Source organism: Anaerococcus lactolyticus ATCC 51172 (genome assembly GCF_000156575.1).
Classification (GTDB): Bacteria; Bacillota; Clostridia; order Tissierellales; family Peptoniphilaceae; genus Anaerococcus; species Anaerococcus lactolyticus.
On record NZ_GG666050.1, the window covers coordinates 1,644 to 3,769 of the forward strand.

Consider the following 2,126-nt stretch of genomic DNA (forward strand, 5'->3'; position numbering starts at 1 on the left):
ATATAGGTCTTTTAGTTTCATTTCATCGCCCATAAGACTTTTTAGGTTTCCATTTGCTTTTTCTAAAGTATCATTTATCTTTTTTCTTATTTCTTTGTCTAAGTTGATTGATTCTTTTGCTGCCTTTATTGTGTATGATATTATGGTTTGTGCTGCTTGACCTGCTTCTTTACTTATTTCTTCGTTTATCATGTTTTATCTCCTTTGCTTGAATTAAAAAAAGGGAAGTATAGGATTTAATTTTTCTATACTTCCCTTTGATTGTTTTTATTTGGTTGTTGGTGGTGGAATACTTTATTTTGATGTTTTTATATATTTCTTAGGTATTTGTACCTTTTATACTTTAAAATAGCTTACAATACCTTTCCACCTTTAGTAGTTTGTGTGTGTTCTTATGTCTGATAGATAGTTTTTCATGTTGGAATATAATATCTGCACTTCTGCATTGTTCATCGCTTTTATTTCTTCTGTGCTTTTATAGGTTTTGTATGTTCCATCTTGATCTGCTTTTATGAGTTCATCTATTAGCTCTTGCCTTTTATTCATCTCTATTACCTCCTAGATCTGACTTTAGTTGTTTGGTCATATTATAGCTTGGATAAGATATTTTTACCAGGTCTTATCTTTCTTGATTTTTATAATAGTCTTTGGTTGATTGTCTTTTTTTATTAAAGCTATCACTGTCTTGCTTATACTCTTTTATCTTTTCTATGATACTTTCTTTTTCTCCTCTCTTAATCGCCTTGTCAATTTCTATGGATAGGTCGATACCATATTCTTTATTCACTACTTCTACTGCATATTTAATATGATTTATTTCCTTGTATCTTTCCCTTATCTTTTCTGACTCTGTATTTAATTTACTGATTTCATCTTCTAAGCTTTTAATTTCTCCTAACCATTCTTTTTCTCTTAAGTTTTTCTTTCCACTGATTTTTTCAATTAAGGTTCTTGCCCTTATATGTTGGTCTATTTCCTTTTGATTATTCTTGTAGAAGCTTTCTTTGAATATTTTCTTGTTTTCATATTCTTGGTAGGTTGCTTTTGTTTTTCTTACAGTCTTTGCATAGGCTAAGCACTTATTAAGGTCTTCTATCTTTTGACTATTTTCTTTTATGGTCTTATATATTTCAGAGTTTTTACTTCTTAATGTATTTATATGTCCTTGTAGGTCTGATATGGTTTTTATTTTATTTTCTCTTAGATAATTTATTCCACTTGCATATCTTTTTAGATCATAGATTGCTTTGTTTCTTTTGCCATAAAATGATAATTCAGCTCTATTATTTTCTTGCATTTCTTGATAGAAGCTTAAATATTCATAGAGGTTAAAGAGTCCTGATTCATTTTCGATTTGCTTTTTACTTTGGTCTTTATATTCCTTGTATGATTCTTTTAGTTTATCTTTAAAGCCTGCTAACCAAGATGTTATTTTCTTTATTTCATTGCCTATGTTTCTTAATAGTTCATTCTGTTTTTTTATTTCACGATTTATATCTCCTTTTTCTGTCCTTATTCCTTTTCTTTCCATTGCACTAGCACTTGCTCCTAAATGTATTGTAGGTATTTGTTTTATACCTTGTCTTTTAAAACTCCTATGGTCTACTCTTTTTTCTATCTTGTTTTTTGATAGATATTCATTGCAAAGGTCTGAAAAATTTTCTCTCCATTTTTCTACATTGCCTTTATCATTCCAGCTTGTTAGCTCTACTTTTCTTGTCTTTGGTTTTCCATTTTTGTTTAGTATTTTTTCTCCTTTTTCATCTAGGATATATTCTTTTTTACTTTTTTGCCCCCATGTTCCATTTTCATTTATTGGTCTTACTATGGTCATTATATGAGCATGAATGTTTTGATTTCCCTCTCGACTTTCATCATGAATTGCTAGGTCTACTATCATTCCCTCTTTTACAAAATTGGTTTGAACATATTCTTCTATCATCTTTTTATTTTCTTCTACGCTTAACTCTTTTGGTAGGGATATGATAAAGTTTCTTGCAAGTTGGGCATTAGAATTTTTCTCAAAAAGTTCTACCGAGTTCCACAAGGTTTTTCGGTCTTTATATTCTTTTGGTGCGTGATCTGGTAAATATATTTCTTTGCTAATTACTCCTTGTTTTTTGGTG

At 29.4% G+C, this 2,126-nt stretch carries 2 protein-coding genes and 1 pseudogene; all 3 read right to left on the minus strand.

The features are described from left to right. Positions 1-192: pseudogene (locus tag HMPREF0072_RS08845) on the minus strand (PcfB family protein); the annotation flags it as partial. A gap of 180 nt (positions 193-372) precedes the next feature. After that, positions 373-546, minus strand: a complete 174-nt coding sequence (locus tag HMPREF0072_RS12180; protein WP_004829396.1) for a hypothetical protein — start codon at positions 544-546, stop codon at positions 373-375. A gap of 73 nt (positions 547-619) precedes the next feature. Next, a partial coding sequence (mobQ, locus tag HMPREF0072_RS08855) for a MobQ family relaxase (protein WP_004829397.1) occupies positions 620-2,126 on the minus strand: 1,507 nt, incomplete at its 5' end.

Excerpts from the sequence above, each read along its gene's own strand:
- HMPREF0072_RS12180 (WP_004829396.1), bottom strand. The coding sequence starts at position 546 with ATGAATAAAAGGCAAGAGCTAATAGATGAACTCATAAAAGCAGATCAA.